We start from the raw sequence: 24,585 nt of genomic DNA, 5'->3' as shown, positions 1-24,585 counted from the left end.
TCCTTTATTCTTCATTGTGCCCACATCGTTCCCGCACGATGGGCGGGGGCTGACAACCGCGGCTTTTTCCGCGGGTGCCCTGTGCTACCCTTGAGGAAATCCGATCACTCAGGAGCACCGGGCCATGAAGGGCGACAAGAAGGTCATCCAGCACCTCAATAAAATCCTCACCAGCGAACTGACCGCCATCAACCAGTATTTCCTGCACGCCCGCATGTTCAAGAACTGGGGGCTGAAGCGTCTCAACGACCGGGAATACCACTCGTCCATCGACGAGATGAAGTTCGCCGACAAGATCATCGAACGGGTCCTGTTCCTCGAAGGGCTGCCCAACCTGCAGCAACTCGGCAAGCTCTACATCGGCGAGGCGCCCCAGGAAATGCTGGAGTGCGACCTCAAGCTCCAGCACCAGATGCTGCCGCTGCTGCGCGACGCCATCGCCTACTGCGAAAGCGTGGGCGACTACGTGACCCGGGAGATGCTCGAAGACATCCTGGAAGAAGAGGAAGAGCGGGTGGACTGGCTGGAAACCCAATTCACCCTGATCGAGCAGGTTGGGCTGGAAAATTATCTCCAGGCCCAGATGCACGACGAATAAGGCGTGGCTGGGCGTCCCAGTGCGCCCGGCGCGGCGGGCCGTAAGGCCCGCTGTGGTATGATCGCAGTCTGATTTCCCTTGCCCGCCGGGCTCCGGCGGGCAGTGCCGTGTAGGTGGAGCGTGAGTAGGCCGCTTCACCCCGATCCGCGTCCTGTCGTTCCTGCCGCTTGCCCCCGGATTTTTTATTCCGGCCATGCCGGCATTTCGCACGGACGTTTTTCGCTTTCCGCACTCTAATTCTCGACTGCGCCCGCGGCGGGCTCCATAGTGGCGGCCCGTTGTCCGTTGCCATTGCGCCTGGCTTGCGTCCATCACCTGCGCCATGAACTGTGATTTCCACTGCCATTCCACCTGTTCCGACGGATTGCTTTCGCCCGCGGAAGTGGTGCGTCGTGCCCATGGCAACGGCGTCACCTGGCTGGCTCTGACCGACCACGACGAGTTGGCCGGCATCGCCGAGGCTACGGCGACGGCGGACGAGGTGGGGCTGCGCTTTTCCCCCGGGGTGGAAATTTCCATCGAATGGGCCGAAACGCCGATCCACATGGTGGGCCTGGGCGTCGATCCGGCCAATCCTGCCCTGGTGGCGGGTTTGGGCGGCATCCGCAACGGCCGCGAGGAACGGGCGCGGCGCATGGCCGCCGAGCTGGAGCGCATCGGCATCCGTGGCACCTTCGCCGGGGCGATGACCTACTGCGAGAACCCGACCCTGATTTCCCGGGCTCACTTCGCCCGCTACCTGGTGGAGATTGGTATCGCCAAGGACGTAAAGAGCGTTTTCGACGATTACCTGGTGCCGGGCAAGCCGGGCTACGTGCCGCACCGCTGGGTTTCCCTGGAGGAAGCGGTGGGCTGGGTCCATGGCGCCGGCGGCTTGGCCGTGGTGGCCCATCCGGGCCGCTACCGGCTGTCCAACAAGGACCTGGGGCTGCTGTTCGAAGCCTTCAAGGACTGCGGCGGCGATGCCATCGAGGTGGTGTCCGGCAGTCACGGCCCGGACCAGACGGACAAATTCGCCCACGTGGCGCGCAAATTCGGCTTTCTCGCCTCCCGCGGCTCGGACTTCCACGGCCCCGGCGAGAGCTATTCCGACCTGGGGCGCATCGCCCCCCTGCCGAACAATCTGACTCCGGTATGGGAGCGGATGTGATCCGCCCCCGCGCTTGAACCGGCAACCTGCTCTCCACTCTTTATCTCCATGGCCCAGTACTTCGCCATCCACCCCCAGAACCCCCAGCCGCGCCTGCTCGCCAAGGCCGCCGAGATCGTGCGCGAAGGCGGCATAGTCGTCTTTCCCACCGATTCCTGCTACGCCATCGGCTGCCACCTGGGGGACAAGACGCCGATCGAGCGCATTCGCGCCATCCGCGGCGTGGACGACCGCCACCACTTCACCCTGATGTGTCGCGACCTGTCCGAGATCGCCCACTACGCCCGGGTGGACAACGCCCAGTACCGGCTGCTCAAGAACACCACGCCGGGCAGCTACACCTTCATCCTCGAAGGCACCAAGGAGTTGCCGCGCCGGGTGCTGCACCCCAAGCGCAAGACCATCGGCCTGCGGGTGCCGGACAACGTGATCGCCCAGTCGCTGCTGGTGGAACTGGGGGAGCCCCTGCTCACGTCGACCCTGCTTCTGCCCGGCGAGGAATTGCCTCTCAACGACGGCGAGGAGATCCTGGAACGCCTCGATGCCCAGGTGGATCTGGTACTCGACGGCGGCGCCTGCGGTATCGAGCCGACCACGGTGGTGGACCTGACCGGCGGCGCGCCGGCCCTGGTGCGCGCCGGCCGTGGCGATCCGGCCCCTTTCGGGCTCGAGCGCCCTTGAGGGCGATGCCTGGGGGTTTGTTAGAATCCCGGGCCGTACCCACACATCTGACATGGATATCAACAGCCTGATCCAGACCATCGCCATCGTCGCCCTGCCGGTGATCTTCGCCATCACCCTGCACGAGGCGGCCCATGGCTACGTGGCGCGCTACTTCGGCGATCCCACCGCCTGGCAGGCCGGGCGGATCAGCCTCAACCCGCTGCGTCACATCGACCCGGTGGGCACCCTGCTGGTGCCGGGGCTGATCCTGGTGAGCAGCTACATGCTCGGCGGCGATGCCATCCTGTTCGGCTGGGCCAAGCCGGTGCCGGTGGATTTTGGCCGTCTGCGCCATCCCAAGAAGGACATGCTGTGGGTGGCGGCGGCCGGCCCGGCGGCCAACGTGGTGATGGCCTGCATCTGGGCCCTGCTGCTCAAGCTGGCCTGGGAAATGCCCATGAACGCCTACAGCCTGCCCCTGGCCGAAATGAGCAAGGCCGGCATCAACATCAACCTGGTGCTGATGGCCCTCAACCTGCTGCCCCTGCCGCCCCTGGACGGCGGGCGCATCGCCGTCAGCCTGCTGCCCACCCGGGCCGCCTGGAAGTTCGCCCAGCTCGAACGCTGGGGCTTCCCCATCCTGCTGCTGCTGTTGTTCACCGGGGTGTTGAGCGCGGTGCTGGTGCCCATCGTCGGCCTGGCCCTGCGCCTGCTGGCGGCGGTGTTCCAGCTGCCCGTGTAGCCTTCAGCCTACATCCACCGCTTTCCTTTTACCGGAACCACCATGTACGTCGAACGCATCCTTTCCGGCATGCGCCCCACCGGGGCGCTCCACCTTGGCCACTACCATGGTGTGCTCAAGAACTGGGTCAAGCTCCAGCACGAGTACCCCTGCCTGTTCTTCGTGGCCGACTGGCATGCGCTCACCACCAATTACGACAATCCCCAGGTGATCGAGGATTCGGTGTGGGACATGGTGATCGACTGGCTGGCCGCCGGGGTGGACCCGTCCCAGGCCTCGATCTTCATCCAGTCCAAGGTGCCCGAGCACGCGGAACTCAACCTGCTGCTGTCGATGATGACACCCCTGGGCTGGCTGGAGCGGGTGCCGACCTACAAGGACCAGCAGGAAAAGCTCTCCCACAAGGACCTGTCCACCTACGGCTTCCTCGGCTACCCGCTGCTGATGAGTGCCGACATCCTCATCTACCGCGCCAAGTACGTGCCGGTGGGCGAGGACCAGATTCCCCACATCGAGTTTTCCCGGGAGCTGGTGCGCCGCTTCAACCACCTCTACGGCCGCGAGCCGGGGTTTGCCGAAAAGGCCCAGGAGGCGGTGAAGAAGTTGGGCAGCAAGAAGGCCAAGCTCTACGAGGAGCTGCGCACCCGCTACCAGCAGGAAGGCGACGCCGAGGCCATCGGCCAGGCCCAGGCCCTGCTCGACGAGGTGCAGCACCTGTCCAACGTGGACCGGGAGCGCCTGTTCGGCTACCTGGAAGGCACCGGCAAGATGATCTTGCAGGAGCCCGAGGCCATGCTCACCGAGGCTTCCAAAATGCCCGGCCTGGACGGGGCCAAAATGTCCAAGTCCTACGGCAACACCATCACCCTGCGCGAGGACGAAGAGTCCGTGCGCACCAAGATCAAGCGCATGCCCACCGACCCGCAGCGGGTGCGCCGCACCGATCCGGGCGATCCCGAGAAGTGCCCGGTGTGGCAGTTGCACCAGGTCTATTCCGGCGGCGAGGTCAAGGAATGGGTGCAGAAGGGCTGCAAGAGCGCCGGCATCGGCTGCCTGGAGTGCAAGCAACCGGTGATCGACGGCATCCTCAAGGAGCAGGCCCCGATGCGCGAGCGCGCCCAGATGTACCTGGACGACCCGCAACTGGTGCGCAACATCGTTGCCGACGGCAACGAGAAGGCGCGCAAGCTCGCCCAGGAAACCATGCGAGACGTGCGCGAGGCCATGGGCCTCGGCTACAACTGATTTCCGGTTCCACACGTTGACTGCCCAGGCCCCCGCCACGCCGCCCCGTCCGGACGCCCCCGAGGAACCGGACATCCTCGACACCGCCCCGGAGGGGCTGGTGGAGGCGGCTGCCGAGCAGGCGGCCCAGGCCATCGAGACCATCGACGCGGTGGCGCGCATCTACGGCGCGCCCCTCACCGAGGTGCCTCAGGATTTGTACATCCCCCCGGATGCCCTGGAGGTCTTCCTCGATGCTTTCGAAGGCCCCCTCGACCTGCTGCTCTACCTGATCCGCAAGGCCAACATCAACATCCTCGACATCCCCATGGCGCCGCTCACGGTCCAGTACCTGGAGTACGTGGAGGCGATGCGCACCACCAACCTGGAACTGGCGGCGGATTACCTGGTGATGGCGGCGATGCTGATCGAGATCAAGAGCCGCATGCTGCTGCCTCGGCCCAAGACCGAGGACAGCGACGAGGCGGAGGACCCCCGGGCCGAGCTGGTGCGCCGCCTGATCGAGTACGAGCAGATGAAGCGCGCCGCCTTCGCCCTGGACGAACTGCCCCAGGCCAACCGGGACTTTCTCTGGGCCGAGGTCTGGGTGGACAAGAGCGACGCCCTGCGCTATCCGGACGTGAGTCCGGCGGACCTGAAGCGCGCCTGGCAGGTCATCCTGCGCCAGGCCAAACTGACCAAGGCCCACACCATCCGCCGCGAAGAGCTGTCGGTGCGCGAGCACATGGGCATCATCCTGCGCGAACTGCGCGACCGGGGCGGTTTTGTCGAATTCACCCGGTTGTTCGACACGGCCCTTGGCGTGCCGGTCCTGGTGGTGCATTTCCTCGCCATGCTCGAACTGGCGCGGGAAAAGCTCATCGCCCTGACCCAGACCGAGGCGTTCCAGCCCATCTACGTGAGGTTGTCCGATGGCCAATCCAACGACGAAGTCGTCGAGCAAGCGGACGAGTAAGAACGGGCCGAGCAACACGGCCGAGCTCAAGCGCATCCTGGAGGCAGCATTGCTCAGCACCCAGGAGCCCTTGACGCTGAATGAACTCAAGCGCATGTTTGACGAGGACTACGGCAACGACCTGTTGCGCAAACTCCTTGACGACCTGCGCGTCGAATGGGAAGGCCGCTCCGTGGAGCTGGTCCAGCTTGCCTCCGGCTGGCGCTTCCGCACCAAGGCCGAATACCTGCCCTACGTGGAGCGCATCCACCCGGAAAAACCGCCGCGCTACTCGCGGGCGGTGATGGAAACCCTGGCGATCATCGCCTACCGCCAGCCGGTGACCCGGGGCGACATCGAAGAAATCCGCGGAGTGGCGGTGGCCACCCAGGTGATCAAAGCCCTGGAAGAACGGGGCTGGGTCGACGTGGTGGGCTACCGAGAAACCCCGGGGCGTCCCGGCCTTTACGCCACCACCAAGAAATTCCTCGACGACCTGGGGCTGCGCAGCCTGACCGAGCTGCCGCCCCTCGAAGACATCAACCCGAATCTGGATTTAGCCGATGCCTTACAACAAATCTAAAGGCCCGAAGAACGGCGCACCCCGCGAAGGCCAGGATGGCACCGCTGGTGGCCGTCCCGAAGGGCGCAAGGGTCCCCGCCGGCCCTTCCGCAACCGTCCGCCCAAGCCGGGCGCAGTGGCCGAAGGGCAATCCAGCCCCGGCTTCGAAGGCCGTCCGGCCGGCGCCGGCACCGGCGGCCCGGACAACCGTCCGCCCCGCCCCGAAGGCAAGGGGCGGCCATTTGGCCGCAACGGCCGCCGGCACAAGGATGGTGAGGGGCGTGAAGGTCGCGAGGGTCGTGAAGTTAACGGCAACGTGGCCGAGTCCCGGGAGGGGCGAAGCCCCGGTTCCGGCGGGCGCAAGGATGGCCGTCCCGAGTGGCGCACCGAGGGTGACGGCCCCCAGGCCAAGCGCGGTCCGGTGCGCCGGGCCAAGCGTATCAGCGCCCCGGGCGAGGAAAAGCGCGGCTCTCCCCAGGCCAACGCCGCCCGCAACAAGGCCAAGATGGCCATGGAGCCGGCCAAGCCCGAGCGGCTGCACAAGGTGCTGGCCCAGGCCGGTGTCGGTTCGCGCCGCGAGATGGAAGAGTGGATTCTGTCCGGCCGGGTCAGCGTGAACGGCCTGCCCGCCGAGGTCGGCCAGCTGGTGGGGCCCACCGACCGGGTCAAGGTGAACGGCAAGCTGCTCAACCTCAAGTTCGCCAACCGGGTGCCGCGAGTCATCATGTATCACAAGCCCGAGGGCCAGATCGTCTCCCGGGACGACCCGGACGGCCGTGAAACCGTTTTCGAGGCCCTGCCGGTGCTGCGCGGCGGCCGCTGGATCGCCGTCGGCCGCCTGGACTTCAACACCAGCGGCCTGCTGCTGTTCACCACCTCGGGCGAGCTGGCCAACCGGCTGATGCACCCGCGCTACAACATCATCCGCGAGTACGCAGTACGCGTTCTCGGCGACCTGTCGGACGAAGCCCAGGATCAACTGGTGGACGGCATCGAGCTCGAAGATGGCCCGGCCCGCTTCTCCACTCTGGTGGATGCGGGTGGGGAGGGGGCCAACCGCTGGTATCACGTAACCTTGTCCGAAGGGCGCAATCGGGAGGTGCGGCGCATGTTCGAGGCGGTCGGCGTCACCGTCAGCCGCCTGATGCGGGTGCGCTATGGCCCCTTGATCATGCCCAGCCGGCTCAAGCGCGGCCAGTGGATGGAGCTGACCGAGCACGACGTGGCGGCGCTCTTCCAGTCCGTGGGCATGTCGGTGCCGGGCGCCAACAACAATGCTTTCCGGCGCGGCATGACCGGTGTCTATACCGGCCATGACCAGCCCGACCGTGGGCGTCCGTCCCGCCGGCCGCGCTGACCGCGTTTTGCCCCGTTCGATGGGTTGCAACGTCCTGCGGTGCCGTTTTGCGGCACCGCAGCGATTGATGGTCAGGGGCTTTCCGGATATAATTCAAAGGCTTTGTACGTAGGCTGGAATATGCAGTGGGCGCGGCGTTGCCGAATGACGCTGCCCCGGCCGGCTAAATCATCTTTTTTTGGATGGGCGTTTCGCCCATTTTTTATTTGTAGCGCATGGATCTGCGACAACTGCTGGATACCACCGTCACGGGCCTTGGATACGAGCTCGTGCTACTCGAGCTGTCCCCCAAGGGGCGACTGCTGCGAGTGTTCATCGACAAGCCGGAAAAGGATGGCGGCGTCAATGTGGACGACTGCGTCACCGTCAGCAACCAGCTGACCCGGGTGCTGATGGTCGAAAACATCGACTACGACCGCCTCGAGGTGTCGTCCCCTGGTCTTGACCGTCCCCTGGTCAAGGAGGGCGACTACACCCGTTTCGCCGGCCAGGAAGTTCAGATCCGTTTGCGCGTGGCGAAGGAAAATCGTCGAAATTTCAACGGCATCCTGCTCGGCCTGCAGGATGGCAAGGTAAGCCTGCGAACGGAAACCGGCGATGTGGAGCTGGAGTATGCCCACATCGAAAAAGCCCGGCTGGTTCCCAAGTTCGACTGACCGGCGAATAGAGGAGGTGAAAGAATGAGCCGCGAAATGTTGCTGCTGGTGGATGCGCTGGCACGCGAGAAGAACGTCACCAAGGAAATCGTGTTCGGAGCCCTGGAGCTGGCGCTGGCTTCCGCCACGAAGAAGAAGATCGCCGAAGAGTCGGACGTGCGGGTGACCATCGACCGTGCCACCGGTAATTTCGACTCCTTCCGTCGCTGGGAAGTGGTGGACGAAGAGGCCCTGGAAAATCCGGATCTGCAGATTTCCCTGGAAGATGCCAAGGAGATCGATCCTGCCATCGAGCTGGGCGGCTTCATCGAAGAGCCCCTGGAGCCGGTGGACTTCGGCCGCATCGGCGCTCAGGCCGCTAAGCAGGTGATCCTGCAGAAGATCCGCGACGCCGAGCGCGAGCAGGTGCTGACCGATTTCCTGGCCCGCAAGGAACACCTGGTTACCGGCACCATCAAGCGCATCGAGCGCGGCAACGCCATCATCGAATCCGGCAAGATCGAGGCCCTGCTGCCCCGCGACCAGATGATCCCCAAGGAAAACCTGCGGGTCGGCGACCGGGTCAAGGCTTATTTGCTGCGCATCGACCGCAACGCCCGCGGTCCCCAGATCATCCTGTCGCGCACCGCCCCTGAATTCATCATCAAACTGTTCGAGATCGAGGTGCCCGAGATCGACGACGGCCTCATGGAAATCAAGGCCGCCGCCCGGGATTCCGGCGTGCGCGCCAAGATCGCCGTCAAGTCCAACGACCAGCGCATCGACCCGATCGGCACCTGCATCGGCATGCGCGGTGCCCGCGTCAATGCCGTGACCAACGAACTCGGTGGCGAGCGGGTGGACATCATCAACTGGTCCGCCGACCCGGCCCAGTTCGTCGTCGGCGCCCTGGCACCGGCGGAAGTCCTGTCCATCGTGGTCGACGAGGACCGGCACACCATGGATGTGGTGGTCAATGAGGAAAACCTGGCGATCGCCATCGGCCGCGGCGGGCAGAACGTCCGCCTGGCCTCCGAGCTCACCGGGTGGAACATCAACCTCATGACCGAGGAAGAATCCGAGAAGAAAGCCGAGGCCGAACAGGCCGCCACCCGGCTGCTCTTCATGGAAAAGCTGGATGTGGACGAGGACGTGGCCAACGTGCTGATCGAGGAAGGGTTCTCCTCCCTCGAAGAGGTGGCCTATGTTCCCCTGGCCGAAATGCTCGAGATCGAAGCCTTTGACGAGGCGTCGGTGCACGAGCTGCGTGAGCGTGCCCGCAACATCCTGCTCACCGAGGCCATCGTCACCGAAGAACAGCTCGAGCAGGTCTCCGACGACCTCCTGTCCCTCGATGGCATGGACAAGCAACTGGCGGCCAAACTCGCCCAGAACGGTGTTAAGTCCCGCGATGACCTGGCAGACCTGGCCATCGACGAACTCACCGACATGACCGGCATCGACCCGGAACGGGCCAAGGCCCTCATCACTACGGCCCGGGCCCACTGGTTCGAGTAAGCACGGAGGACAGTAAAGAATGGCGCAAACGAGCGTAGACCAGTTTGCCAGCGAGCTAAAAATGCCCGCGGCGGCGCTGCTCGAACAGTTGAAGAAGGCCGGTGTGGACAAGCACGCGGCGAGTGACCTGCTTTCCGAGCAGGACAAGACCCGCCTGCTCGATTACCTGCGCCGCTCCCACGGGGACGGCGACAAGACCAAGATCACCCTGACTCGCAAGCAGACTTCGGAAATCAAGGCCCAGGACTCCCACGGCAAGACCCGTACGGTCCAGGTGGAAGTGCGCAAGAAGCGCGTGCTGATCAAGCGCGACGCCGGCGATGTCGCCACCGAGCTGCCGGCTGCTGGCGAAGCCGCTGCGCCCGCCGCTGAAGCGCCTGTGGCCATGGAGGCCCCGGTGGCCGCGGTTCAGGAAGCTCCCGCTCCGGCGCCGCAGGCTATCGAGCCTGCTCCCGCCCCCGAGGCGGTCGAAATTCCCGTGGCGGTTGAACCTGCTCCCGCCCAGGCTGCTCCCGCCCAGGCCGTCGAGCCTGAGCCCGGGCCGGTGGCTGCCGTGGCGGAAGCCGAACCCACGGCCCCCGTTGCCGAAGCCAAGCCCGAGGTTGCACCCGAGCCTGTGCCCCAGGCTCCGGCGGCTCCGGTCGAGTCCAAGGACGCCAAGGCTGCCGAGGCTCCGGCCGCACAGCCCGCTAAAGCTACCAAACCCACGGTGATGGTGCGCAAGAAGCCGATCCTCGATGCAGCGGAAGTGCGCCTGCGCGAGGAAGAGGCCCGCCGTGCCGCTACCCTGGCCGAGATCCAGGCCCGCGAATTCCGCGAAAAGCAGGAGCGCGAAGTCGAGCTGGCGCGCATGCGCAAGCAGGCCGAGGAAAAGGCTGCCGCCCTGAAGGTGGCCGAGGCCGCCAAGCAGGCTGCCGCCGCCGCCCAGGCCAAGACCGCTCCGGAAGAAGCCAAGGGCCGCGACGATAAGCCCGCCGCCAAGGGCGCGCCGCGTCCCGGCGACAACCGCGACCGTCGCGGCGAAGCGCCCGGCAAGGGCCGTCCCGGGGTCAAGACCCGCGGCACCGGCGGCGCCAACTCCGGCTGGAAGGACCCCCGTGGGGGCCGCCAGGGTCGGGGCGGTCGGCATTCCTCCGAGGATTCCCATTCGTTCCAGGCGCCCACCGAGCCGGTGGTGCGCGAGGTCCATGTGCCCGAGACCATCAGCGTGGCCGATCTGGCCCACAAGATGTCGGTGAAGGCCACCGAAGTGATCAAGGTCCTGATGAAGATGGGCTCCATGGTCACCATCAACCAGGTGCTGGACCAGGAAACGGCGATGATCATCGTCGAGGAAATGGGTCACAAGGCTCTTGCTGCCAAGCTCGATGATCCGGAAGCCTTCCTCGAAGGCACCGAGGCCCCCGAGGCTCCCGAAATGCCCCGTCCTCCGGTGGTGACCGTGATGGGCCACGTGGACCACGGCAAGACCTCGCTGCTCGACTACATCCGTCGCGCCAAGGTGGCGGCAGGCGAAGCCGGCGGCATCACCCAGCACATCGGCGCCTACCACGTGGAAACCGAGCGCGGCGTGATCACCTTCCTCGACACCCCGGGTCACGAGGCCTTCACGGCCATGCGTGCCCGCGGCGCCAAGGCCACCGACATCGTCATCCTGGTGGTGGCCGCCGACGACGGCGTGATGCCCCAGACCAAGGAAGCGATCCACCACGCCAAGGCCGCCAACGTGCCCATCGTGGTGGCGATCAACAAGATCGACAAACCCGATGCCAACCCGGAGCGGGTGACCCAGGAACTGATCGCCGAGGGCGTGGTGCCCGAAAGTTACGGTGGCGATTCGCCCTTCATCCCGGTTTCGGCCAAGAAGGGCACCGGCATCGACGAACTGCTGGAGCAGGTGCTGCTGCAGGCCGAAGTGCTGGAACTGACCGCCCAGAAGGACACCCACGCTAAGGGCCTGATCATCGAAGCCCGCCTGGACAAGGGCAAGGGCCCGGTGGCCACCATGCTGGTGATGTCCGGCACCTTGAAGCGTGGTGACGTGCTGCTGGCCGGCCAGACCTTCGGCCGCATCCGCGCCATGCTCGACGAGAACGGCAAGCCGATCCAGGAAGCCGGCCCGTCAATCCCGGTGGAAATCCAAGGTCTGTCCGACGTGCCGTCGGCCGGCGACGAGGCCATGGTCATCAGCGACGAGAAGAAGGCCCGCGAAATCGCCCTGTTCCGCCAGGGCAAGTTCCGCGAGGTCAAGCTGGCCAAGCAGCAGGCCGCCAAGCTGGAGTCCATGTTCGAGCAGATGGCCGAGGGCGAGGTCAAGACCCTGCCGCTGATCATCAAGGCCGACGTTCAAGGTTCCCAGGAAGCTCTGGTGCAGTCGCTCAACAAGCTGTCCACCGACGAGGTGAAGGTGCAGGTGATCCACGCCGCCGTGGGCGCCATCTCCGAAACCGACGTCAACCTGGCTTCCGCCTCCAAGGCGGTGATCATCGGCTTTAACACCCGCGCCGATGCCAACGCCCGCAAGGCCGCCGAGAACTTCGGCGTGGATATCCGCTACTACACCATCATCTACGAGGCTGTGGATGAGGTGAAGGCCGCCCTTTCCGGCATGTTGTCGCCGGAGAAGAAGGAGCAGATCATCGGCCAGGTGGAAGTCCGCCAGGTGTTCGTGGCCTCCAAGATCGGCACCATCGCCGGCTGCTATGTGCTCGAAGGTGTGGTGCGGCGCAATTCCCGCGTCCGCGTGCTGCGCAACAACGTGGTGGTCCACGATGGCGAGCTGGAGTCCCTGAAGCGCTTCAAGGACGACGTCAAGGAAGTGAAGTCGAACTACGAGTGCGGTATCCAGTTCAAGAGCTTCAACGACGTCAAGGAAGGCGACCAGCTGGAAGTCTACGAAATCCTCGAGGTCGCCCGGACGCTGTAACCGGACCACGACCGCGAGGCGCGGGGAGGGGGGGGCAACCCTCCGCCCCGCGCCTTTTTCATTGGCGTAGGCCGAAAAGCCGCGCCGGAACGGAAGGAAACGCCATGAAAAGTTTTAGCCGGGCGGACCGTGTCGTCGAACAGATCCGCCGCGAACTCGCCGAGCTGCTGCACAGCGAGGTCAAGGACCCGCGCATCGGCATGATCACCCTCACCGCCGTGGAGATTTCCCCGGACTACGCCCACGCCAAGGTGTTCTTCACCACCTTGCTGGGGGTCGAGCGGGTGCCGGAAATCCAGGCCGGCCTGAAGAAAGCCTCGGGCTTCCTGCGCCGTGAGATCGGCCGCCGAGTGCGCATCCACACCACGCCGGAACTGCATTTCGTCTACGACGATTCCATCGACCGGGGCGCCAACCTTTCCAAGCTGATCGACGAAGCCGTGGCGGTGACCCGGGAGTCGGAAGCCCGGGACGGCAAATCCGGCGACGAAGGGCAGGGCTAAGTGCAGAAGAAGCGCTGGCAGCGGGTCGACGGTGTCCTGCTGCTCGACAAGCCCCAGGGGCTGTCGTCGAACACCACCCTACAGCAGGCCCGCCGTCTTTTTTCCGCGGCCAAGGCCGGCCATACCGGCACTCTGGACCCGATGGCCACCGGGCTCTTGCCCCTATGTTTCGGCGAGGCCACCAAGTTTTCCGCCGACCTGTTGGATGCAGATAAAACCTATGAGGCCGAGGTGTGCTTCGGCGTCACCACCGACACCGGCGATGCCGAGGGCGAGGTGCGTGAGCGCCGGCCGGTGATGGCCACGCCGGCGGATCTACTCGCCCTGGTGCCCCGCTTCACCGGCCCCATCACCCAGGTGCCACCCATGTACTCGGCCCTGAAGCGCGACGGCAAGCCTCTCTACGAGTTGGCCCGCCAGGGGGTGGAGGTCGAGCGTCAGCCCCGCCAGATCACCATCCATGCCCTGGACGTGCTCGACACGGCCTGCGATGAAGCGGGGCACCTTGTTCGGGCCCGCCTGGCGGTCAGCTGCAGCAAGGGAACCTACATCCGGGTGCTGGCCGAGGACATCGGTGCCGCCCTGGGTTGCGGTGCCCACCTGACGGCTTTGCGCCGCACCCGGGTTGGAACCTTGACCCTGGATGGGGCGGCGACCCTGGCGCAGCTGGACGGCCTGGATGAGGCGGCCCGCGCCGCCTGTCTGGCCCCGGTGGATGCCTTGCTTTCCACCCTGCCACGAGTGGATGTGACGCCGGCCCAGCACGGTCCCCTGTCCCACGGTAACCCGGTACCCCGGGAAGCAGCCGGCGATATCGGCAAGGTGCGCATCTACGCCAATGGCGTGCTGCTGGGCATGGGCGAGCAGGGGAGCGACGGCTGGCTGCGCCCCAAGCGCATGGTCCAGGCTGCCGAGGGCAATGCCTGAGGGCGCGCGTTCTCGTTGCCAGTGGCGACGAACCCTCGTATAATCGCGCGCTCTTCTGCCCTGGGCGGAAGATCGATCGGGGCGCCGGCTCTCTCAAACCGGGGTGGCGCCAGCATCCGAAATAAAATGGTTTGACGTTTGAAAGGTAACAAGATGGCTATCACCACCGAACAAAAGGCCAAGATCGTTGGCGACTTCCAGCGCGTCTCCGGCGACACCGGTTCTTCCGAAGTGCAGATCGCTCTGCTGACCGCCCGGATCAACGACCTGACCGGCCACTTCAAGGCGAACGCCAAGGATCACCACTCCCGCCGCGGCCTGCTGCGCATGGTGTCCCGCCGCCGCAAGCTGCTGGACTACCTGAAGCGCACCGACGTGGAAAAGTATCGTTCCGTGATCGAACGCCTGGGTCTGCGCAAGTAATCCGGTCTGGACGACTTGTGCACCAACGAAAAAAGCGGTCGGCCCGTGGGCCGGGCCGCTTTTTTCGCTTTTAGCCCGTTGTTTTCATGAGCTTTGGCCGCCGGCGGCCGAATGCTTCGCGGTAGAATTTGACCCGCACCACGACGAATAACTGCTGAAAAAACTGTAAAAGCGAGAAAGGAAAGTTTCGTGTTCAACGTTGCCAAGCAAACTTTTGCCTACGGTACCCACCAGGTCACCATCGAGACCGGCGAAGTCGCCCGTCAGGCCACCGGTGCCGTCATGGTGTCCATGGACGACACCGTCGTCCTCGTTTCCGTCGTCGCCGCCAAGGATGCCAAGCCCGGCCAGGATTTCTTCCCCCTGACCGTCGATTATCAAGAGAAGACCTACGCCGCCGGCAAGATTCCCGGTGGCTTCTTCAAGCGCGAGGGCCGTCCTTCCGAGAAGGAAATCCTCACCTCCCGCCTGATCGACCGCCCGATCCGCCCGCTCTTCCCCGAAGGCTTCTACAACGAAGTCCAGGTGGTGGCCACGGTCATGTCCCTGAACCCGGAAGTGGACGCCGACATTCCTGCCATGATCGGTGCCTCCGCTGCCCTGGCGATCGCCGGCATTCCTTTCCAAGGCCCGATCGGCGCCGCCCGCGTGGGTTACATCAACGGCCAGTACGTGCTGTGCCCCGATGCTTCCACCATGAAGGATTCCAAGCTGGATCTGGTGGTGGCCGGTACCGAAACCGCCGTGCTGATGGTGGAATCCGAAGCCCAGGAACTGTCCGAGGACGTGATGCTGGGCGCCGTGGTGTTCGGCCATGAGCAGATGCAAGCCGCCATCAACGCCATCAACGCCCTGGTGGAAGAAGCCGGCAAGCCCGAGTGGAACTGGCAGGCCCCCGCCCGTGACGAAGCCCTGGTGGCCAAGCTCGAAGGCGTGATCAAGGCCAAGCTGGAAGAGGCCTACAGCATCACCAGCAAGCAGACTCGCAGCCAGCGCGTCAAGGAACTGAAGGCCGAAGCCATCGCCGCCCTGTGCGAAGGCGAGGGTGCTGCTGACGAGGGCATCGTCGCCGACCTGTTCTTCGCCCTGGAAGCCTCTATCGTGCGTGGCCGCATCCTGGCCGGCCAGCCCCGTATCGACGGCCGCGACACCCGCACCGTGCGTCCGATCTCCGTGCGCAACAGCGTGCTGCCCCGCACCCACGGTTCCGCCCTGTTCACCCGTGGCGAAACCCAGGCCCTGGTGGTGGCGACCCTGGGTACCGGCCGCGACGAGCAGATCATCGACGCCCTGGCCGGCGAGTACCGCGACCGCTTCATGATGCACTACAACATGCCCCCGTACGCCACCGGCGAATGCGGCCGGGTGGGTTCGCCCAAGCGCCGCGAGATCGGCCACGGCCGTCTGGCCAAGCGCGCCCTGCTGGCGGTCCTGCCGGCGGCCGACGAGTTCGGCTACTCCATGCGCGTGGTGTCCGAGATCACCGAGTCCAACGGCTCCTCCTCCATGGCCTCCGTCTGTGGCGGCTGCCTGGCGCTGATGGATGCCGGCGTGCCCCTCAAGGCTCACGTGGCCGGCATCGCCATGGGCCTGATCAAGGAAGGCAACCGCTTCGCCGTGCTGTCCGACATCCTGGGTGACGAAGACCACCTGGGCGACATGGACTTCAAGGTGGCCGGTACCGACAACGGTGTGACCGCCCTGCAGATGGACATCAAGATCACCGGCATCACCAAGGAGATCATGCAGGTCGCCCTGGCCCAGGCCAAGGAAGGCCGGATGCACATCCTCGGCATCATGAAGGACGCCGTGGGCGGCCACCGCACCGAGATGTCCGAGTTCGCCCCGCGCCTCTACACCATGAAGATCAATCCGGAGAAGATCCGCGACGTGATCGGCAAGGGCGGCGCCGTGATCCGCGCCATCACCGAGGAAACCGGCACCACCATCGACATCCAGGACGACGGCACTATCACCATCGCTTCCGTCAATGGCGAGGCTGCCCAGGCTGCCAAGAAGCGCATCGAAGACATCACCGCTGAAGTGGAAGTGGGCGCTATCTACGAAGGCACCGTGCTGAAGATTCTCGACTTCGGCGCCATCGTCAGCGTGCTGCCCGGCAAGGATGGTCTGCTGCACATCTCCCAGATCGCCAACGAGCGCGTCAACGCCGTGACCGACTACCTCAAGGAAGGCCAGGTCGTGCGCGTCAAGGTGCTCGAGACCGACGAGAAGGGGCGCATCCGCCTGTCCATGAAGGCCGTGGCTGCGGACGAGGCTTCTGCTCAGCAACAACAGCAGTAAGGCGGTCTCGCCCAAGAAAAAAGGCACCTTCGGGTGCCTTTTTTCATTGGTTGGTGCGTTTCGTGGGTCGGTCGGAGCGATTTGCAACCGGGTTCCTCGGCGGTTCCCATCCCTGGGCCACCAAAACAAACGGGCAGCCCGCAGGCCGCCCGTTGTCGGGAAAGAAAGAGGGGACGCCTTATTTGGCGACCTGCTTCTCCTTGATTTCCTCAAGGGTCTTGCAGTCGATGCACAAGGTGGCCGTCGGGCGGGCCTCTAGGCGCTTCAGGCCGATTTCCACGCCACAGTTGTCGCAATAGCCGTAATCGCCATTGTTGATGCGGTTCAGCGTCTCGTCGATCTTCTTGATCAGCTTGCGCTCCCGGTCCCGGTTGCGCAACTCCAGAGCCATGTCGGTTTCCTGGCTGGCGCGGTCGTTGGGATCGGCGAAGACCGTGGCTTCATCCTGCATGGTATGCACGGTGCGCTCGATGTCTTCCACCAGTTCCTGCTTGAGCGTCTCGAGCATCGTACGGAAATGCTCAAGCTGCTTGGCGTTCATGTACTCCTCACCCTTCTTCGGCACGTAGGGCGGGAATTGCTTGTGGAGCAGATCTTGGGCCATGTCGGAGACCGTAGTTCGTAAAAAGTACGCTTTAATAGCATATTGCTGAGTATGTCGCAAGTTCGTCGGGGGAATGCAACTTTTCGTTTCCGCCAGTTGGCTCCTTCGGCTAACAAATATTGCAAAAATCTATTGACCGACCCAGGGTGCCTCTCTATAATTCGCGGCTCTCGGGGTGTAGCGCAGCCTGGTAGCGCATCTGCTTTGGGAGCAGAGGGTCGCGAGTTCGAATCCCGCCGCCCCGACCAGGTATACCCCGTGCCCTGCAAGGCGCCTGTAGCTCAACTGGATAGAGCAACGGCCTTCTAAGCCGTAGGTTGTGAGTTCGAGCCTCGCCGGGCGCGCCAAGTTTCAATGGCGGCATTAGCTCAGTTGGTAGAGCACTGGATTGTGATTCCAGGTGTCACCGGTTCGATCCCGGTATGTCGCCCCAAGACAAAACCCCGCATAATCGTTCGATTATGCGGGGTTTTTGCTTTTCTACTGCCTGTGCCCGAAATGCGACGGTTTTCTAGTGTTTGGCGATGGAGGACGTGAAGGGGGCGACCATTCCTTCCGCAGGACGGTAGGGCTTCATAGGGGGCTGATAGTTCGATGATGCATCACTGGAGCCTGGAGTTCGGGTCGTTGGCGTGTCTCTTGGGCAGGGTTTGAGGCCATGATCTCCTGTGAGCGCCTCACTTTGGATACGGGTTTGTAATCATGGTGTTTTGCTGGATTAAACGGGAATTTTCCGATTCGACAGAAAAACTCGTAGTTTCGATGTCCGCCAACGCCGCATTTACCTCCCCGGGGCTTTTCCCTGACTTACACGTTCTCAGCGTGTCACCGGTACCCCGAAAAAGGCGTGCAGGCTGATCTCCAGAGCCACGAAGCTGAGGATCAGACCGCAGATGACGCCGATGATCCAAATGGAGAACGGATCGTGGAGCAGTTCTTGTACCGTGCTTCGCACTGTGTAAATGGGCGGGAGAGGCGCCATGTCCGCGGTCGTCGCTGTACCTTGCTCTTCCTGGAGATGGGGATGGGGCTCCAAGAGGATGCAGTCGGTAGCCGTGTCGGCTGCGGGGCCTTGACCGGGCCTCTCCCATAGACGGGGTATGTCGGAAGGCTGGATCCACATCAGGTCGTCCTTCAACAGCAGGGCTTCCATCGGCCGTCCGGCCAAGGACGAGTGGGGAGGACGTGTGGCGGTGCCTGTAGTCGCGTGGTGCGGGGAATCGTTCCGTGGTGGCATGCCCATTAATTCCCTCCTTTTTCCAGGCATAGCTGGGTGAGCTTGACCAGGTTGATAAAGCGGTGCTTTCCCAGAACGATCGACGGGATGTAGTCCTTTTCGCACATGCCGCGCAGGACACCTTCGTCCAGCCCCACCACTTCGGCGAACTTGCGCCAGTGCATGATGGGGATAGGCGGCAGCTGAATGATCTGGATGTCTGTCATAATCTCGCCGTTGGACCACTTTGGACCACAATGCGCCACAGAGTCTATATTTGCGAATAAGCAAAATATTTACTTGTGACTCTAGGACAATGGCTTAGATCAGTCAAGCAATATAGTTGCTAATGAGAGAAAGAATCCTGGCCGTCGTTGCGGCGAAAACCGAGCCGCATCGTAAGTTCAAGCAGCTGGAAGAGCTGACGGGCGTCAAGGCTGCATCCTGGAAGGCCGTGTGCGAAGGCCGGCAGCGCGCCAACGAAGAGCACCTTACCGCCATCGCGTCGCGCTGGCCGGAGTATTCCCTTTGGCTGTTGACCGGGCGCGTTGCTCCCGAGGATGGCCAGATCAGCCCGGAAGTGGAACAGTTTCAGGTGTTGGAAAAGCGCCTGCGCTCCTAGGAGGACATGCCACTGCACCCTGTCGCTTTTCCCCGGCTGGAAGAGTTCTTCCGTTGTGCCCGCCGCTCTTTCTCCGGCGCTGGCGGCACTCCGCGCCATATCGAATCCACTCGCCATTGACATCACCCCACGGGCTGTCAGTACGTCTGCATATAAACATGTGGGTAATTTAATGTCAACGCATGGGGATGGTTCGGCCGTCAACGCGCGTAGGCACAGCTCCTTGGGGAAAAGGGACGCAGCGTGCGTGCCGCGATCATCGGCACGATGAGGGAGCGTGGACTGGCGTACGTCGGCCAACCACAAGATGTGCGGCGGCTAGGAGGGGCCTACTTGTTGCCGGCTTGTTTTGCCGCCGTCTTACGCGGTGCGCCGCAGGACTTGGCCGCGACGCTGGCATTGCCGGATTTGCGTGACGAATGCGGGGTGCCGTCTTGCGCCTCGGCCAGATCGAGCAGGGCGTCGATGGCGCTGATCAGCTTGGCGCCTTGAGGCGTCCGGCCGTCGATCTTTTGCAGCCGTGCTACCAGACGCTCCGTGTCTGCGGAGCCGGTGACATAGGTCGCCCGGGGCTGGGCGGCGCTATGGGCGGATGAGGTGCCGTCGCCATCCTTGCCATAGACCAGCCACAGCACGGAAACCCCAAGGGCAGCGGCAATCGCTTCGTCCCATTCCGACCGTTTGCTGTCGCGCTTGATCAGGTTGGAAAGGGCCTGGGGCGTCAGGTCCGGAACCCGCTCCAACAGGTTGCGGCGTTCCCGGTGCAATTCCCGAAGGCGGTGTTGGATGCGGCTGCCAATGTTCATCCCGACAGCCTACAACACTTGTTGATAGGGTTTGACACCATGTGTTGATGTTCTGTCAACACCTGTTTCTGTCGCCTGTCTGGGTGCCGTGCCAGGAGGGCTGTGGGTATGTATGTGCCCGCAGGTTGGTACGCTAGGCGGGGAGAAGGGGGCTGCCAGAAGCGGTGGCAGCCCGTTTCCCATCGGCACATGCCAAGCCCGGCAGTGCCCAGGGGCACCGCCGCCGGGTCAGCGGTTCTCCAGTCGGTTGTAGTCGAGCAGGCCGGCCTCGATCGGCTCGCGGCGGGCCAACTCGGCGTGCAGGGCGTCGCTCACCGGCCAGAACTTCGGGTTGCTGCGGCGCACGCCGAAACGATCGACCAGGGCCCGGTAGTCCTCTTCCGAGCCAAGGGCCGCTACGGCCAAGGCAAAGGCCGGCAGGTCGGCCCGGCGCACCCGGTAGATGGCGTTGGGGTAGGCGCCCACCAGGCCGGGCAGCACGTCCAGGCTGTGTTCCCCAGGGACGATGGTCTTGCTTTCCATGAGCAGCTGGGAGACGTTGAGGTGGCCGGTGTTGCGCACCAGACTGACGTATTCGACGCTGTTCCCCGGGCCGTCGATGCGCAGGAAGGCCAGCTCCGGCATCCAGGCCAGGGGCACGCCGCTAACCCGCTTGAGGGCGGCCAGATCGGGGGCCAGCCGGGAGTCCAGCGGGGCGGCCGGGCCGTTGCTGTCGGTGCGGCTCAAGGCTTGGCCCAGGCGGTCGCGCAGCAGGCCGAATAGTTCGGCCTTGGCGTCCTTAGGGTCGGCGCTGGCGTAGGGGATGCCGGTTTCGCCGTCGAAGAAGGCGTAGCGGCCGTAGACATAGTCCTTGGTGTCTTCCGAAGCGCCCCGGTACCAGTAGTCGCGCAGGGCCATGCGGCTCTCCTTGGGTAGGAGGATGAGGAAATTGAATTCCCCCTCCATGCGCAGGAAATCCATGTACAGGCGGGTGTTGAGCTGGTGGCCGATGTTGCCATACACGTCGTAGCCCGCCACCAGCAGGTAGTGGATGCGCTCGATCAGGGGGTAGGTGAGCACCCAGGCGGTCTTGGGCGGCTCGCCCACCATGCCCTTGAGCACCGTGGCGCTGTCGAAGTGGCGATAGACGGTGAGGGCGGCGTTGGGATTGCGGTCGTCGCCGTTCCAGACCAGGGCCTGGGTCAGCTTGTCCGGTCGGTCGAGGCGCTGGGCCAGGTAGCGGGACTTGGCATCCAGGTAGTTGGCTTCGAGGCGCGAATACTTGAGCCAGGGGCCGAGCACCGGCGCATTGCTCTGCCACTCGGCGGGCATGCTCAGGTTGCGGCTTTCCCGCTCCAGGAAATCGGCGTCGCTTTCCTGGTAGGCGGCCGGGTCGTTGAAGAACACCCAGAAGTGGTCCTCGATCACGTTCAGCGCCGTCTGGCCCCGACACACCGGCCCCTTGATGAAGCCCATGATGGTGAATTCGGCCTCGTCGAGCATGAAGCGGTAGCGGGCTTCCACCGGCAGGTCGCGGAAGGTGAGGAAGGGGTTGGTGGCTGCCTCGGGGGAGTAGGAGGGCAGCTCATCGACCGGGTAGTCCGGGGCCAGGAACAGCTGGCGCCAGCGGGCCATGCGCGCGTCGCTGAGGGCATAGGGCATGTGGGTCTTCACCGAGATGCTCTCGCGCTCGGGCACCAGGCGGTAATAGACCCGCTCCACCCCGGGGGCGTCGAAGGGGCGTCGGGTGGCGATCAGCTGTACCGGTTCCCCGGGCGGGGTGGCCGAACGCACCAGGCGGAAGAAGTGCCGCTGCTCGGCCTTGGGGCCGTCAGCGAAGTAGAGATGGCCGAGGAACAGGTGCTCGTACAGGTAGCGCGCCGTCAGCCGTTCCTTGAGGGAATCGCCGTTGAAGAAGGCTTCCCAGGCGGCCACCTGGCGGGTGAGGCCGGCGGGCAGGGGCGGGGCCCCCTCGTAGGGGGCGCCCAGTTGCAGCCAGCGCTCGATCTTGGCGGTTTCACCGGCGCTCAGGCCGGGTAGGCCGAAGGGCATGCCCCACAGGGGGTGGTCGGCCTCGAAGCCGTCGAATTCCTCGATGCGCGGGCACTGTTGCTCTCGGTCCATGGCGAAATCGAAGGAATCCGGTAGCACCGTGTTTTCCGGCAGGGGGTGGCGGGCCTTGAGGCGCAGCATGCGCGCCAGGGGGCTGGCGTCCAGCTCGGCGGCCGGGTTGCCGGAACGCTCGTTGAGCACCGGGTGGAAATCCTTCTGTCGCCATTCCGAGGGACGCTCGGCGTCGATGAAGAGGCGGGTCAGAGGCGCTTCGAGCAGCCGGGTGCCGTCATAGACCTGGGCCTTGGAGGCGCCCCGGGCGACGCCGTCCCAGGCGCTCAATTTGAGCTGGCAGGGACCGTCGTAGCAGGCGTGGCAGACCACGCAGCGGTTGTCGAGAATCGGCTGGATGTCGCGCCGGTACGAGATCGGCCCCTGGCCGGGCAGGGCGTGGTCGAAGCGGTCCGGCTGTTCCGGGCCGTAGGCCTGGTCCAAGTTGTGGCGGGCCAGGGTCATGCAGCCGGCGAGCAGGGCGGCGACGAGCAGCAGGGCGGAGGATTTTTTCATCGGCCGGGGCGGTCGGGAAAATGACGAATGGTACGTCAGGCCGCCGGAATTACCGCAGGTTCCGGCGCAGAAAATGAAGCGGCCGGCCCATGGGGCCGGCCGAAGGTGCGAGCGTGTGGAGCAGCGGTGCTGGGGATCAGTTGCCCGGCAGATCGGCGGCGTTGAGCAGGAATACGAATTGGTTGCCGCCTTCGGTCTCCAGCCAGGTGAACGGAGTGTTCGGGTAGGCGGCTTCCAGGTCATCCCGGTTGTGGCCGATCTCCACCACCAGGAGGCCGTTTTCCGTGAGGAAGCGGGGCGCCTCGCGCAGGATGGTGTGCACCAGGTCCAGCCCGTCCTCGCCGCCGGCCAGGGCCATTTCCGGCTCGCGCCGGTATTCCTCCGGCAGGGTGGCCATGGAGGGGGCGTTCACGTAGGGCGGATTGGACAGGATCAGGTCGTAGCGCTTTTGCGGCAGGGCCTGGTAGAGGTCCGAGTGGTACAGGGTGACCGTGTCTTCCAGGCCGTAGTCGGCCACGTTGAGGCGGGCCACCTCAAGGGCGTCGGTGGACAGGTCCACCGCATCGACCTTGGCGTTGGGGAAGGTGTGGGCGGCAACGATGGCTAGGCAGCCGGAACCGGTGCACAGCTCCAGCACGTTCTCGACGGTCTCGGGATCGTCGATCCAGGGGGCCAGGTCGCCGTCGATCATCAGCTCGCCGATGAAAGAGCGGGGCACGATCACCCGCTCGTCCACCCGGAAGCGGTAGGGGCCGAGAAAGGCCTCGCCGGTCAGGTAGGCGGCCGGCACCCGTTCTTCCACCCGGCGGCGCAGCATGTTGAGCACGGTGCCCCGCTCGGCGGCGGTGAGGCGGGCGTCGAGAAAAGCCTCGATGCGCTCCAGGGGCAGGTGCAGGGCGTGGTGCACCAGGTAGGCAGCCTCGTCCCAGGCGTTGTCGCTGCCGTGGCCGTAGAACAGGTCGGCGGCTTCGAAGCGGGTCACGGCAAAGCGCAGCAGGTCGCGCACGGTGCGCAGCTGGGCGCGGGCGTCGTCGTAGTGGTCAATCATGGGCAAGGAGCTTTTCCAGCATGGAGCGGTAGATGGCGGCCAGTTGGGGCAGGGCGGCCAGGTCGATGTGTTCGTCGATCTTGTGGCTGGTGGCGTTCACCGGGCCCACCTCCACCACCTGGGGGCAGATCGGGGCGATGAAGCGGCCGTCGGAGGTGCCGCCGGTGGTGGACACCTCGGTGTCGATGCCGGTGACTTCGCGGATGGCGCTCACCGCTGCATCCACCAGGGGGCCGCGGCCGGTGAGGAAGGGCTTGGCGCCCAGGGTCCAGTCCAGGTCGTAGTCGGCGGGGGCCAGGCCGTGCTTGGCGAGCACGGCCACCAGGCGCTCTTGCAGCCCTTCCGGGGTGCTGGCGGTGGAGAAGCGGAAGTTGAATTTCACCTCCACGGTGCCCGGGATGACGTTGGTGGCGCCGGTACCGCCGTGGATGTTGGAAATCTGCCAAGTGGTAGGGGGGAAGTATTCGTTGCCCGCGTCCCACTCCACGCCGGCCAGTTCGGCCAGGGCTGGGGCCACCATGTGCACCGGGTTCTTGGCCAGGTGGGGGTAGGCGATGTGGCCCTGGATGCCCTTGACGGTGAGCTTGCCGGAGAGGGAGCCGCGCCGGCCGTTCTTGATCATGTCGCCCAGGGTGCCGACCGAGGTGGGCTCGCCGATGATGCAGCAGTCGAGCTGTTCGCCGCGCCGGGTGAGGGCCTCGACCACGGCCACGGTGCCGTCGGTGGCGTCCCCTTCTTCATCGGAGGTGAGCAGGAAGGCGATGGAGCCGGGATGGTCGGGGTAGGCGGCGACAAACTGCTCCACGGCCACGACGAAGGCGGCCAGGGACGATTTCATGTCGGCGGTGCCCCGGGCGTAGAGCTTGCCGTCGCGGCGGCTGGGGGAGAAGGGCGGGGTGGTCCAGCGCTCCACCGGGCCGGTGGGCACCACGTCGGTGTGGCCGGCCAGCACCACCAGGGGCCGTGCGGTGCCGCGCCGGGCCCACAGGTTTCGGGTGTTACCGCGGTCGATGAATTCGATGGCAAAGCCCAGGGGCGCCAGGCGCGCGGCGATCAGGTCCATGCAGCCGGCGTCGTCCGGGGTGACCGAGGGCCGGGCGAATAGAGCTTCGGCCAGCAGGGTGGTCGGATCGTTGGGATCGAGGTCGGCGGGGAAGGTGCTGGAAGTGCTCATGGATAAAGGGTCTTGAAGCAGCGTCCCCGG

General features: G+C 64.8%; 23 protein-coding genes and 3 tRNA genes. 19 read left to right on the top strand and 7 right to left on the bottom strand.

Annotation, left to right across the window (positions count from 1 at the left end; genetic code table 11):
* The first annotated feature begins 124 nt into the window (after positions 1-124).
* The 15 genes from bfr (at position 125) to pnp (ending at position 16,487) form a co-directional block, all read left to right on the top strand.
* Positions 125-598 carry a bacterioferritin gene (gene bfr, locus V7Z98_RS15925; protein WP_293264702.1) on the top strand — a complete coding sequence of 158 codons (474 nt, stop codon included), beginning with the start codon at positions 125-127 and terminating at the stop codon, positions 596-598.
* Positions 599-920: 322 nt separating this feature from the next.
* Positions 921-1,748: a 3',5'-nucleoside bisphosphate phosphatase gene (locus V7Z98_RS15920; protein WP_293264700.1), complete on the top strand. Its 828-nt coding sequence runs from the start codon at positions 921-923 to the stop codon at positions 1,746-1,748.
* 48 nt (positions 1,749-1,796) lie between these two features.
* Positions 1,797-2,429 carry an L-threonylcarbamoyladenylate synthase gene (locus tag V7Z98_RS15915; RefSeq protein ID WP_334159042.1) on the top strand — a complete coding sequence of 211 codons (633 nt, stop codon included), beginning with the start codon at positions 1,797-1,799 and terminating at the stop codon, positions 2,427-2,429.
* A 58-nt stretch (positions 2,430-2,487) separates the two neighbouring features.
* Positions 2,488-3,153 carry a site-2 protease family protein gene (locus V7Z98_RS15910; protein WP_334159062.1) on the top strand — a complete coding sequence of 222 codons (666 nt, stop codon included), beginning with the start codon at positions 2,488-2,490 and terminating at the stop codon, positions 3,151-3,153.
* Positions 3,154-3,195: 42 nt separating this feature from the next.
* A complete protein-coding gene (locus tag V7Z98_RS15905) occupies positions 3,196-4,398 on the top strand; it encodes a tryptophan--tRNA ligase (protein WP_293264696.1) in 1,203 nt (400 codons plus the stop codon).
* A 97-nt stretch (positions 4,399-4,495) separates the two neighbouring features.
* On the top strand, positions 4,496-5,353 hold the full coding sequence (locus tag V7Z98_RS15900; RefSeq protein WP_334159060.1) for a segregation and condensation protein A: 858 nt from the start codon (positions 4,496-4,498) through the stop codon (positions 5,351-5,353).
* Positions 5,310-5,915 carry an SMC-Scp complex subunit ScpB gene (gene scpB, locus V7Z98_RS15895; RefSeq protein ID WP_293264694.1) on the top strand — a complete coding sequence of 202 codons (606 nt, stop codon included), beginning with the start codon at positions 5,310-5,312 and terminating at the stop codon, positions 5,913-5,915. The genes V7Z98_RS15900 and scpB overlap by 44 nt, the downstream gene beginning before the upstream one ends.
* A gap of 484 nt (positions 5,916-6,399) precedes the next feature.
* A complete protein-coding gene (rluB, locus tag V7Z98_RS15890) occupies positions 6,400-7,251 on the top strand; it encodes a 23S rRNA pseudouridine(2605) synthase RluB (RefSeq protein WP_293264812.1) in 852 nt (283 codons plus the stop codon).
* Between the two features lie 215 nt (positions 7,252-7,466).
* Positions 7,467-7,907 (top strand): ribosome maturation factor RimP, encoded by a 441-nt coding sequence (rimP, locus tag V7Z98_RS15885; protein ID WP_293264692.1) that lies wholly within the window; start codon positions 7,467-7,469, stop codon positions 7,905-7,907.
* Between the two features lie 24 nt (positions 7,908-7,931).
* A complete protein-coding gene (gene nusA, locus V7Z98_RS15880; protein WP_293264690.1) occupies positions 7,932-9,404 on the top strand; it encodes a transcription termination factor NusA in 1,473 nt (490 codons plus the stop codon).
* A 19-nt stretch (positions 9,405-9,423) separates the two neighbouring features.
* On the top strand, positions 9,424-12,330 hold the full coding sequence (infB, locus tag V7Z98_RS15875) for a translation initiation factor IF-2 (protein WP_334159039.1): 2,907 nt from the start codon (positions 9,424-9,426) through the stop codon (positions 12,328-12,330).
* Positions 12,331-12,434: 104 nt separating this feature from the next.
* Complete coding sequence (rbfA, locus tag V7Z98_RS15870) at positions 12,435-12,833, top strand: 30S ribosome-binding factor RbfA (RefSeq protein WP_293264687.1); 399 nt, start codon at positions 12,435-12,437, stop codon at positions 12,831-12,833.
* Positions 12,834-13,760, top strand: coding sequence for a tRNA pseudouridine(55) synthase TruB (truB, locus tag V7Z98_RS15865; protein ID WP_334159037.1), 927 nt, complete (start codon positions 12,834-12,836; stop codon positions 13,758-13,760).
* A 153-nt stretch (positions 13,761-13,913) separates the two neighbouring features.
* Complete coding sequence (rpsO, locus tag V7Z98_RS15860; RefSeq protein ID WP_293264685.1) at positions 13,914-14,183, top strand: 30S ribosomal protein S15; 270 nt, start codon at positions 13,914-13,916, stop codon at positions 14,181-14,183.
* A 189-nt stretch (positions 14,184-14,372) separates the two neighbouring features.
* Positions 14,373-16,487: a polyribonucleotide nucleotidyltransferase gene (gene pnp / locus V7Z98_RS15855; protein ID WP_293264683.1), complete on the top strand. Its 2,115-nt coding sequence runs from the start codon at positions 14,373-14,375 to the stop codon at positions 16,485-16,487.
* A 178-nt stretch (positions 16,488-16,665) separates the two neighbouring features.
* Here pnp and dksA read toward each other — a convergent pair whose 3' ends face one another.
* Positions 16,666-17,091 carry an RNA polymerase-binding protein DksA gene (gene dksA / locus V7Z98_RS15850; RefSeq protein ID WP_293264681.1) on the bottom strand — a complete coding sequence of 142 codons (426 nt, stop codon included), beginning with the start codon at positions 17,089-17,091 and terminating at the stop codon, positions 16,666-16,668.
* A gap of 171 nt (positions 17,092-17,262) precedes the next feature.
* On the opposite strand from dksA, the gene V7Z98_RS15845 reads away from it, so the two are divergent.
* The 3 genes from V7Z98_RS15845 to V7Z98_RS15835 all read left to right on the top strand — a co-directional run bounded on the left by V7Z98_RS15845 (position 17,263) and on the right by V7Z98_RS15835 (position 17,524).
* Positions 17,263-17,339: transfer RNA gene (locus V7Z98_RS15845), tRNA-Pro, on the top strand.
* A 22-nt stretch (positions 17,340-17,361) separates the two neighbouring features.
* Positions 17,362-17,438: transfer RNA gene (locus V7Z98_RS15840), tRNA-Arg, on the top strand.
* Between the two features lie 10 nt (positions 17,439-17,448).
* A tRNA-His gene (locus tag V7Z98_RS15835) sits at positions 17,449-17,524 on the top strand.
* A 384-nt stretch (positions 17,525-17,908) separates the two neighbouring features.
* Here V7Z98_RS15835 and V7Z98_RS15830 read toward each other — a convergent pair.
* Together V7Z98_RS15830 and V7Z98_RS15825 are read right to left on the bottom strand one after the other, a co-directional pair.
* Positions 17,909-18,244, bottom strand: coding sequence for a hypothetical protein (locus tag V7Z98_RS15830; RefSeq protein WP_334159035.1), 336 nt, complete (start codon positions 18,242-18,244; stop codon positions 17,909-17,911).
* Positions 18,245-18,333: 89 nt separating this feature from the next.
* Entirely contained in the window at positions 18,334-18,534 is a 201-nt protein-coding gene (locus V7Z98_RS15825; protein WP_293264677.1) for a hypothetical protein, read from the bottom strand.
* A gap of 122 nt (positions 18,535-18,656) precedes the next feature.
* Here V7Z98_RS15825 and V7Z98_RS15820 point away from each other — a divergent pair, with 122 nt between their 5' ends.
* Entirely contained in the window at positions 18,657-18,929 is a 273-nt protein-coding gene (locus V7Z98_RS15820; RefSeq protein ID WP_334159033.1) for a hypothetical protein, read from the top strand.
* Positions 18,930-19,258: 329 nt separating this feature from the next.
* Here V7Z98_RS15820 and V7Z98_RS15815 read toward each other — a convergent pair whose 3' ends face one another.
* The 4 genes from V7Z98_RS15815 to dapE form a co-directional block, all read right to left on the bottom strand.
* Entirely contained in the window at positions 19,259-19,735 is a 477-nt protein-coding gene (locus tag V7Z98_RS15815) for a hypothetical protein (protein ID WP_334159031.1), read from the bottom strand.
* A gap of 228 nt (positions 19,736-19,963) precedes the next feature.
* Positions 19,964-22,333 (bottom strand): fatty acid cis/trans isomerase, encoded by a 2,370-nt coding sequence (locus tag V7Z98_RS15810; RefSeq protein WP_334159030.1) that lies wholly within the window; start codon positions 22,331-22,333, stop codon positions 19,964-19,966.
* Between the two features lie 136 nt (positions 22,334-22,469).
* A complete protein-coding gene (gene prmB / locus V7Z98_RS15805; protein ID WP_334159029.1) occupies positions 22,470-23,381 on the bottom strand; it encodes a 50S ribosomal protein L3 N(5)-glutamine methyltransferase in 912 nt (303 codons plus the stop codon).
* Positions 23,374-24,555, bottom strand: a complete 1,182-nt coding sequence (gene dapE, locus V7Z98_RS15800) for a succinyl-diaminopimelate desuccinylase (protein ID WP_334159028.1) — start codon at positions 24,553-24,555, stop codon at positions 23,374-23,376. The genes prmB and dapE overlap by 8 nt, the downstream gene beginning before the upstream one ends.
* Between the last annotated feature and the right edge of the window lie 30 nt (positions 24,556-24,585).

It is taken from the genome of Oryzomicrobium sp. (genome assembly GCF_036820405.1).
Classification (GTDB): domain Bacteria; phylum Pseudomonadota; class Gammaproteobacteria; order Burkholderiales; family Rhodocyclaceae; genus Oryzomicrobium.
Note: the sequence above shows the minus strand (reverse complement) of the source record. Positions and strands in the feature narration are given on the sequence as shown.

What these genes read in the sequence shown, in the direction of transcription:
- V7Z98_RS15915 (WP_334159042.1), top strand. Translation starts at nt 1,797, where the DNA reads ATGGCCCAGTACTTCGCCATCCACCCCCAGAACCCCCAGCCGCGCCTG.
- prmB (WP_334159029.1), bottom strand. Translation starts at nt 23,381, where the DNA reads ATGATTGACCACTACGACGACGCCCGCGCCCAGCTGCGCACCGTGCGC.
- V7Z98_RS15820 (WP_334159033.1), top strand. Translation starts at nt 18,657, where the DNA reads ATGAGAGAAAGAATCCTGGCCGTCGTTGCGGCGAAAACCGAGCCGCAT.
- V7Z98_RS15905 (WP_293264696.1), top strand. Translation starts at nt 3,196, where the DNA reads ATGTACGTCGAACGCATCCTTTCCGGCATGCGCCCCACCGGGGCGCTC.
- V7Z98_RS15920 (WP_293264700.1), top strand. Translation starts at nt 921, where the DNA reads ATGAACTGTGATTTCCACTGCCATTCCACCTGTTCCGACGGATTGCTT.
- dksA (WP_293264681.1), bottom strand. Translation starts at nt 17,091, where the DNA reads ATGGCCCAAGATCTGCTCCACAAGCAATTCCCGCCCTACGTGCCGAAG.
- infB (WP_334159039.1), top strand. Translation starts at nt 9,424, where the DNA reads ATGGCGCAAACGAGCGTAGACCAGTTTGCCAGCGAGCTAAAAATGCCC.
- rbfA (WP_293264687.1), top strand. Translation starts at nt 12,435, where the DNA reads ATGAAAAGTTTTAGCCGGGCGGACCGTGTCGTCGAACAGATCCGCCGC.
- V7Z98_RS15830 (WP_334159035.1), bottom strand. Translation starts at nt 18,244, where the DNA reads ATGGAAGCCCTGCTGTTGAAGGACGACCTGATGTGGATCCAGCCTTCC.
- V7Z98_RS15815 (WP_334159031.1), bottom strand. Translation starts at nt 19,735, where the DNA reads ATGAACATTGGCAGCCGCATCCAACACCGCCTTCGGGAATTGCACCGG.
- dapE (WP_334159028.1), bottom strand. Translation starts at nt 24,555, where the DNA reads ATGAGCACTTCCAGCACCTTCCCCGCCGACCTCGATCCCAACGATCCG.
- V7Z98_RS15825 (WP_293264677.1), bottom strand. Translation starts at nt 18,534, where the DNA reads ATGACAGACATCCAGATCATTCAGCTGCCGCCTATCCCCATCATGCAC.
- V7Z98_RS15810 (WP_334159030.1), bottom strand. Translation starts at nt 22,333, where the DNA reads ATGAAAAAATCCTCCGCCCTGCTGCTCGTCGCCGCCCTGCTCGCCGGC.
- nusA (WP_293264690.1), top strand. Translation starts at nt 7,932, where the DNA reads ATGAGCCGCGAAATGTTGCTGCTGGTGGATGCGCTGGCACGCGAGAAG.
- rimP (WP_293264692.1), top strand. Translation starts at nt 7,467, where the DNA reads ATGGATCTGCGACAACTGCTGGATACCACCGTCACGGGCCTTGGATAC.
- bfr (WP_293264702.1), top strand. Translation starts at nt 125, where the DNA reads ATGAAGGGCGACAAGAAGGTCATCCAGCACCTCAATAAAATCCTCACC.
- rluB (WP_293264812.1), top strand. Translation starts at nt 6,400, where the DNA reads ATGGCCATGGAGCCGGCCAAGCCCGAGCGGCTGCACAAGGTGCTGGCC.
- rpsO (WP_293264685.1), top strand. Translation starts at nt 13,914, where the DNA reads ATGGCTATCACCACCGAACAAAAGGCCAAGATCGTTGGCGACTTCCAG.
- scpB (WP_293264694.1), top strand. Translation starts at nt 5,310, where the DNA reads ATGGCCAATCCAACGACGAAGTCGTCGAGCAAGCGGACGAGTAAGAAC.